The sequence below is a fragment of the Microbacterium sp. genome (assembly GCF_051953575.1).
In the GTDB taxonomy this organism is placed as follows: Bacteria; Actinomycetota; Actinomycetes; order Actinomycetales; family Microbacteriaceae; genus Microbacterium.
The window spans coordinates 1-6647 of sequence record NZ_JBQCIP010000102.1 but is presented as its reverse complement, the minus strand read 5'-3'; the positions used below and the strand labels follow the sequence as shown (position 1 = coordinate 6647).

The window sequence follows — 6647 nt, the reverse complement described above, 5'->3', positions numbered from 1 at the left end:
GGCGGCGGCGGAGTCCCACACGCCGTTCTCGTCCTCGGTGCGCGACGGCTTGTAGTCGAAGTGGCGCGGGCCGTCGTAGGCCGGGACCCCGCCGGGGCCGCCGTTCTCGAGCAGGTCGACGAGCGCGAACGCGTTGTGCAGATCGCCGTGACCGAAGACGAGGTCCTGGTCGTACTTGATGCCGCGCTGGCCGTTGAGGTCGATGTGGAAGAGCTTGCCGTGGTACAGCGCCTGGGCGATGCCGGCGGCGAAGTTGAGGCCCGCCATCTGCTCGTGGCCGACCTCGGGGTTGAGGCCGACGAGCTCGGGCCGCTCGAGCGAGTCGATGAACGCGATCGCATGCCCGAGGGTCGGCAGCAGGATGTCGCCGCGGGGCTCGTTCGGCTTCGGCTCGATGGCGAAGCGGATGTCGTAGCCCTTGTCGACGACGTAGTCGCCGAGGAGGTTCACGGCCTCGCGGTAGCGCTCGAGCGCGGCGCGGATGTCTTTCGCCGAGTCGTATTCGGCGCCCTCGCGGCCGCCCCACATGACGAACGTCTTGGCGCCCAGCTCGGCGCCCAGGTCGAGCTGGCGGATGACCTTGCGCAGCGCGAAGCGGCGGACGTCGCGGTCGTTCGAGGTGAAGCCGCCGTCCTTGAAGACGGGGGCCGAGAACAGGTTGGTGGTCACCATCGGCACGATGAGGCCGGTGTCGGCGAGCGCGCCCTTCAGGCGGTCGATCTGCGTCTGGCGCTCGGCGTCGGTCGAGCCGAAGGCGAACAGGTCGTCGTCGTGGAAGGTGAGTCCGTAGGCGCCGAGCTCGGCGAGCTTCTCGACGGCGTGGACGACATCGAGGTGCGGACGGGTCGGGCCGCCGAAGGGGTCGGTGCCGTTGTAGCCGATCGTCCAGAGTCCGAACGAGAACTTGTCGGCGCGGGTAGGGGTTGGCATGACGCTCCTTTGCGCGGTCGTGCATGGCGGGTAAATGTTGCTGACGACAACCTATACCCGAAGGGCATGCCGCGTCCAGTCCGCGTCCGACGAACACGGCCCTCTACAGTGAGGGTATGAACGAGTCCGTGGGCAGCCGCCAAGCGAACCTGTCCCGGATCCTGCGCCTCGTCCACCTCGACGGCCCGATCTCGCGCGCCACGCTGACCAGCGCCACAGGACTCAACCGCTCGACCATCGCCGATCTCGTCGGCGATCTCGCCGCACTCGGGCTCGTCGAGGAGCGTGCGCCCGACCCCAGCAGGCGGGTCGGCCGCCCCTCACCGCTGGTGACCGCGCATCCCCAGGTCGTCGCGATCGCCGCGAACCCCGAGGTCGACGCCCTCACCCTCGCCGTCGTCGGACTCGACCGCAGCGTGCGACGTCGCGAGCGCATCGAGATGTCGTCGCTGCTCACCCCCGAGCGGACCGCCGAGCTCATCGGCGAGCGCATCGCCGCATGGCGCAGCGACGAGCTCGCCGGCGCGACCGTCATCGGCATCGGCGTCGCCGTCCCCGGCCTCGTGCGCGCGTCGGACGGGCTGGTCCGCAACGCGCCGCACCTCACGTGGCGCGACACGGCACTGCGCGAACTCGTCGAGGCCGCGACCGGCCTGCCGACCACCGTCGGCAACGACGCCGCCCTCGGCGTCCTGGCCGAGCACCTGTTCGGCGCCGCGCGGGGCGTCGACGACGTCGTCTACCTCAACGGCGGCGCCAGCGGCATCGGCGGCGGACTCATCGTGCAGGGGATGCCGGTCGGCGGCGCGTCGGGGTACTCCGGCGAGTTCGGCCAGAACCGGCCCGGCATCGCCTCGGTCGCCGACCGCCGCGCCGAGGACGGCGTGCTCGAAGACGAGGTCAGCCGCGCACGCCTGCTCGAAGCCCTCGGCCAGGGCAGCGTCGACGAGCCGGAGCTCGCCCGGCTGCTGGCCGCGGCAGATGCGCCAGAGGTGCTCGACGAGATCGCCCGGCAGCGCCGCATCCTCTCCACCGCGCTCGCGAACGCCGTCAACGTGCTCAACCCCGCCGTCGTCGTGCTCGGCGGGTTCCTCGCGATGCTCGCCGCGAACGACACGGACGGTCTCACGGCGGCGGTCGCCGCGCAGACGATGCACGCGAACGGCGAGGACTTCACGATCCGGGCGGCGGCGCTCGCCGAGGATCGGCTGCTCATCGGCGCTGCCGAGGCCGCGTTCAGCGAGCTCCTGCACGACCCGGCTGGAGCGACCGCGAGCTGAGCCGGCCGGACCGGCGTCAGGCCGGGGGCGCGGTCGTCTCGCGCGCGATCAGCCGTGTGGGAAGCGTGACGTGCGTCGCCGCGGGAGACTCCCCCCGCATGAGCGTGAGCAGCAGCCGCGCCGCCTCGACGCCGAGCTGCTGCATCGGCTGACGCACGGTCGACAGCGCCGGCGTCGCCTTCGCCGCCTCGGGCACGTCGTCGAAGCCGACGATCGACAGGTCACGCGGCACGCGGAGACCCAGCTCGTCGGCGACGCGGACGATCTCCAGCGCCGAGATGTCGTTGGCGGCGAAGATCGCGGTCGGCCGGTCGGAGCGGCGGAGCATGTCGAGCGCAGCCACGCGCACGGCATCCTGGCGGTAGCTGCCCGAGCCCACCAGCCGCGGGTCGACAGCGAGGCCGGCATCGGTCAGCGCGCGGCGGTAGCCGGCGTCGCGGGCGATCGACGAGCGCAGGTCGCGCCGGCCGGCGATGAAGCCGATCCGGGTGTGTCCGAGCTCGATGAGGTGCCTCGTCGCCTGCAGAGCACCGCCGTAGCTGTCGCACTCCACCGTGGGCAGGTCGGCCGGCCCGGTGTGCGGATCGATCGCCACCACGGGGACCTCGGCGCCCACGTTGATCACCGTCGGGGTCACCATGATCGCGCCGTCGATGAGCGTGCCGCTGAGACGTGACAGCGAGCGCCGCTCCCACCCCTCGGCAGTGCTGTGCGAGCCCGAATAGGCGAGCAGGTCGTAGCGGCTGTCGTCCAGCGCCTGCCCGACGCCCTTCAGGATCTCGGCGCTGAAAGGCTCGAAACCGGCCACCAGCACGCCGATGACCCCGGTCGTGCGGGCGCGCATGCTGCTGGCGATGAGGCTGGACTCGTAGCCGAGTTCCGCGACCACGGCCAGGACGCGGTCGACCGTCTCGCTGGCCACTCCGTACCGCCCGTTGACGGCCTTCGAGACGGTCGCGACCGACACGCCCGCCGCGGCGGCGACGTCGGTGATCGTGGGGCGACGGCTCATGTTTCGAAAGCATAACGGCATCGAAACCGTTATTGAAAACGTTTGACAACGTATTTGTTGCAGTCGCACACTTATGTCGCTCGGATCGCACGCCGAGCCATGCGCGACCCGATTGCGCAGACCACCGGCACCCCGAAGCGGCGGTGCTCACTCGAAGAAGAGAACGGGAATCACATGAAGGCCAAGAGGATCCTCGCGGGTTCGGCTGCACTGGTCGTCGGCGCGCTTGCGCTCGCCGGCTGCAGTGCGGGCGGCTCCGACGGGAGCAGTGACGGCAAGGTCGAGATGACGCTGTGGCAGAACTCGACCACCGGCCCCGGGCAGCAGTTCTGGAAGGACGCGATCACCGCGTTCGAGAAGGACAACCCCGGCGTCACCATCAAGATGCAGTCGATCCAGAACGAGGACCTGGACGGAAAGCTCCAGACGTCGCTCAACGCCGGCGACCCGCCGGACATCTTCCTCCAGCGCGGCGGCGGCAAGATGACCGCGATGGTCCAGGCCGGCCAGCTGATGGACCTCACCGGCAAGATCGAGGGCGAGGCGAAGGAGCACATCTCCGAGGGCTCGTTCAAGGCGCAGACCTACCAGGACAAGGTGTGGGCCATGCCGCTCTCGGTGCTCCCCGGCGGCATCTTCTACAGCCAGGACCTCTACAACGCCGCCGGCGTCACCGAGACCCCCACCACGATCGACGAGCTGGTCGCCGCCAACGACAAGCTGAAGGCGACGGGGGTCGCCCCGCTGGCCCTCGGCGCGAAGGACGCATGGCCGGCCGCGCACTGGTTCTACTGGTTCTCGCTGCGCGAGTGCGCACCGAAGACGATGGAGGAGACCGGCGACTCGAAGGACTTCAGCGACCCGTGCTGGCTCAAGGCCGCACAGGACCTCGAGGACTTCGCCGCGACCGAGCCGTTCAACGACGGCTTCCTCACGACCTCGGCCCAGCAGGGCGCCGGCAGCTCGGCCGGCCTCGTCGCGAACCACCAGGCCGCGGGCGAGCTGATGGGCGCGTGGGACCCGGGTGTGATCGCATCCCTCACCCCTGACGAGAAGCCGCTGCCCGACCTGGCGTGGTACCCCTTCCCGGAGGTTCCGGGCGGCAAGGGCGAGCCCGGCTCGATCATGGGCGGCGTCGACGGCTACTCGTGCTCGGCGAAGGCGCCCAAGGAGTGCGTCGACTTCCTGAACTTCGTGGCGTCGGACGACCAGCAGACCGCCTACTACAAGGCGTTCAACTCCCCGCCGGTGAACCAGGTCGCGCAGGAGCAGGTCACCGAGCCGTACCTGAAGCAGATCCTCGAGGCGTACAACGCCGCGCCGTTCGTGTCGCAGTGGCTCGACACGGTGCTCGGCCAGAACGTCGGCAACGCCCTCAACGTGGCGGTCGTCGACATGCTCTCGGGTCAGAGCACGCCGGAAGAGATGATCGCGGCAGCCAACTCGGCCGGCGCGAAGGGATAAGGAACTCTCCGCATGCACAACAGCGCGACACCGAGTACGGACGATCGCCCGGAGACGGATCTCGCGCAGCGGACCGGGGGCGGCGGCGCACCGCCGCCGCCCCCGGCATCGCCGCGCCGCCGACGTCGCGGGATCGGATGGGCGGGCCGCATGGAGATCGCGGTGCTGGTCGGCCCCGCACTGATCTTCTTCGTCGGCTTCGTCATCTTCCCGGTGATCATGGCGGCCTACTACGGCTTCTTCAACTGGCACGGCTACGGACCGGCCGTCGACTTCGTCGGCCTCAAGAACTACGTCACGATCCTGACCGACCCCGACTTCCAGGAAGCACTGGCGCACAACGGGTTCATCGTCGTGATGTCGCTCATCCTGCAGGGCCCCGTCGCCCTGCTGCTGGCGCTCCTGCTCAACCGCAAGATGCGCGGACAGTCCCTCATCCGCGTCCTGATCTTCGTCCCCTACGTCATCGCCGAGGTCGTCGTCGGCACGGGCTTCAGCCTCATGCTCGCGACCAACGGCGCACTCAACGGGCTGCTGGAGAACCTCGGCCTGGATCAGCTGACGCGCGACTGGCTCGCCGACCCGAGCATCGCCATCTGGACGCTCATGGCGATCCTCACCTGGAAGTACGTCGGCTTCGCGGTCATCCTCTTCCTCGCGGGCCTCCAGGGCATTCCCGAAGAGCTCTACGAGGCCGCCGCGATCGACGGTGCGAGCTACTGGCAGATCCAGTGGCGCATCACGATCCCGCTGCTCGGCCCGACGCTGCGCATCTGGGCGTTCCTGTCGATCATCGGCGCCCTGCAGCTGTTCGACCTCGTGTACATCATCTGGGGCCAGTACGTGGCGCCGGTCGCCGGCACATCGACGATGGCGACCTACATGGTCGCCAACGGCCGCAACGCCGGCAACTTCGGCTACGGCAACGCCGTCGCCGTCGTGATCTTCCTCATCTCCCTCGTCGTCGCCCTCGTCTACCAGCGCTTCGTGCTGCGTCGCGACACGGCGGGGGCACTCACCGAAAGGAGCGACGGATGACCGCCACCTCTGTCGCCATCTCGGCCGTCGGCACCTCGAAGCCGGCGGGCCGATCCCGCGGGCGAGCACGCTCCGGAACCCCCGCCGTGTACTTCGTCGCGCTCGTCGTCATCGCGCTGATGCTGGGGCCGGTGATCTACATCATCCTCGGCGGGTTCCGCACCAACTCGCAGATCACCACGAATCCCGCAGGCCTGCCCGACCCCTGGGTGTTCTCGAACTACTTCGACGTGCTCACCGAGGGCACGTTCTGGACGCTGGTGCTGAACTCGACGATCGTCGCGGTCGCCACGACCGTCGGCGTCATCGTCCTGGGCCTGATGGCCAGCTACGTCCTGGCGCGGTACCACTTCCGCGGGCGTGGGGCGCTGTACGCGCTGTTCGCCGCCGGACTGATGTTCCCCATCACGGTGGCGATCACGCCGCTGTACATCGTCGTGCGCGACATCGGGCTCATCAACTCGCTGGCCGGCGTCATCCTGCCGCAGATCGCGTTCGCGCTCCCGACCACGATCATCATCCTGGTGCCCTTCCTGCGGGCCATCCCCGACGAGATCCAGGAGGCGGCCTTCATCGACGGATGCAGCCGCCTGGGCTTCTTCTGGCGCATGGTGATCCCGCTCGCCGTGCCCGGTGTCATCACGGTCGGCATCCTCGCGTTCATCGCGAGCTGGAACAGCTACCTGCTGCCGCTGTACCTGCTGAACGACAACGCGAACTTCACGCTGCCCCTCGGCGTCCAGGCGTTCTCGTCGCAGTACTCCGTCGACACCGCGAAGGTCCTGGCGTTCACGTCGCTGTCGATGATCCCCGCGCTCGCCTTCTTCAGCCTGTTCGAGCGCCGCATCGTCGGCGGCCTCACCGGGGCGGTCAAGGGATGAGCGGGGTGGATCTGCCCGCCGTCTCGGAGCGGGTGCGGGCTC

6 protein-coding genes are annotated in these 6647 nt (G+C 69.3%); 4 read left to right on the top strand and 2 right to left on the bottom strand.

What is annotated here, in order from left to right:
• Window positions 1-930 (bottom strand): xylose isomerase (gene xylA / locus ACTHNQ_RS06950; RefSeq protein ID WP_440332284.1); only part of this gene is annotated, 930 nt, incomplete at its 3' end.
• A 116-nt stretch (window positions 931-1046) separates the two neighbouring features.
• Here xylA and ACTHNQ_RS06945 point away from each other — a divergent pair.
• A complete protein-coding gene (locus ACTHNQ_RS06945) occupies window positions 1047-2210 on the top strand; it encodes an ROK family transcriptional regulator (RefSeq protein WP_440332282.1) in 1164 nt (387 codons plus the stop codon).
• Between the two features lie 16 nt (window positions 2211-2226).
• Here ACTHNQ_RS06945 and ACTHNQ_RS06940 read toward each other — a convergent pair whose 3' ends face one another.
• On the bottom strand, window positions 2227-3222 hold the full coding sequence (locus ACTHNQ_RS06940; protein WP_440332280.1) for a LacI family DNA-binding transcriptional regulator: 996 nt from the start codon (window positions 3220-3222) through the stop codon (window positions 2227-2229).
• 174 nt (window positions 3223-3396) lie between these two features.
• On the opposite strand from ACTHNQ_RS06940, the gene ACTHNQ_RS06935 reads away from it, so the two are divergent.
• Genes ACTHNQ_RS06935 through ACTHNQ_RS06925 form a run of 3 tightly spaced genes read left to right on the top strand, consistent with a single transcriptional unit; the run spans window position 3397 to window position 6605 of the window.
• Window positions 3397-4686, top strand: coding sequence for an ABC transporter substrate-binding protein (locus tag ACTHNQ_RS06935; RefSeq protein ID WP_440332278.1), 1290 nt, complete (start codon window positions 3397-3399; stop codon window positions 4684-4686).
• A 12-nt stretch (window positions 4687-4698) separates the two neighbouring features.
• Entirely contained in the window at window positions 4699-5724 is a 1026-nt protein-coding gene (locus tag ACTHNQ_RS06930) for a carbohydrate ABC transporter permease (RefSeq protein ID WP_440332276.1), read from the top strand.
• Window positions 5721-6605, top strand: a complete 885-nt coding sequence (locus tag ACTHNQ_RS06925; protein ID WP_440332274.1) for a carbohydrate ABC transporter permease — start codon at window positions 5721-5723, stop codon at window positions 6603-6605. Before ACTHNQ_RS06930 ends, ACTHNQ_RS06925 begins: the two co-directional genes overlap by 4 nt.
• Window positions 6606-6647 lie beyond the last annotated feature (42 nt).

What these genes read in the sequence shown, in the direction of transcription:
- ACTHNQ_RS06945 (WP_440332282.1), top strand. Translation starts at nt 1,047, where the DNA reads ATGAACGAGTCCGTGGGCAGCCGCCAAGCGAACCTGTCCCGGATCCTG.
- ACTHNQ_RS06940 (WP_440332280.1), bottom strand. Translation starts at nt 3,222, where the DNA reads ATGAGCCGTCGCCCCACGATCACCGACGTCGCCGCCGCGGCGGGCGTG.
- ACTHNQ_RS06935 (WP_440332278.1), top strand. Translation starts at nt 3,397, where the DNA reads ATGAAGGCCAAGAGGATCCTCGCGGGTTCGGCTGCACTGGTCGTCGGC.
- ACTHNQ_RS06930 (WP_440332276.1), top strand. Translation starts at nt 4,699, where the DNA reads ATGCACAACAGCGCGACACCGAGTACGGACGATCGCCCGGAGACGGAT.
- ACTHNQ_RS06925 (WP_440332274.1), top strand. Translation starts at nt 5,721, where the DNA reads ATGACCGCCACCTCTGTCGCCATCTCGGCCGTCGGCACCTCGAAGCCG.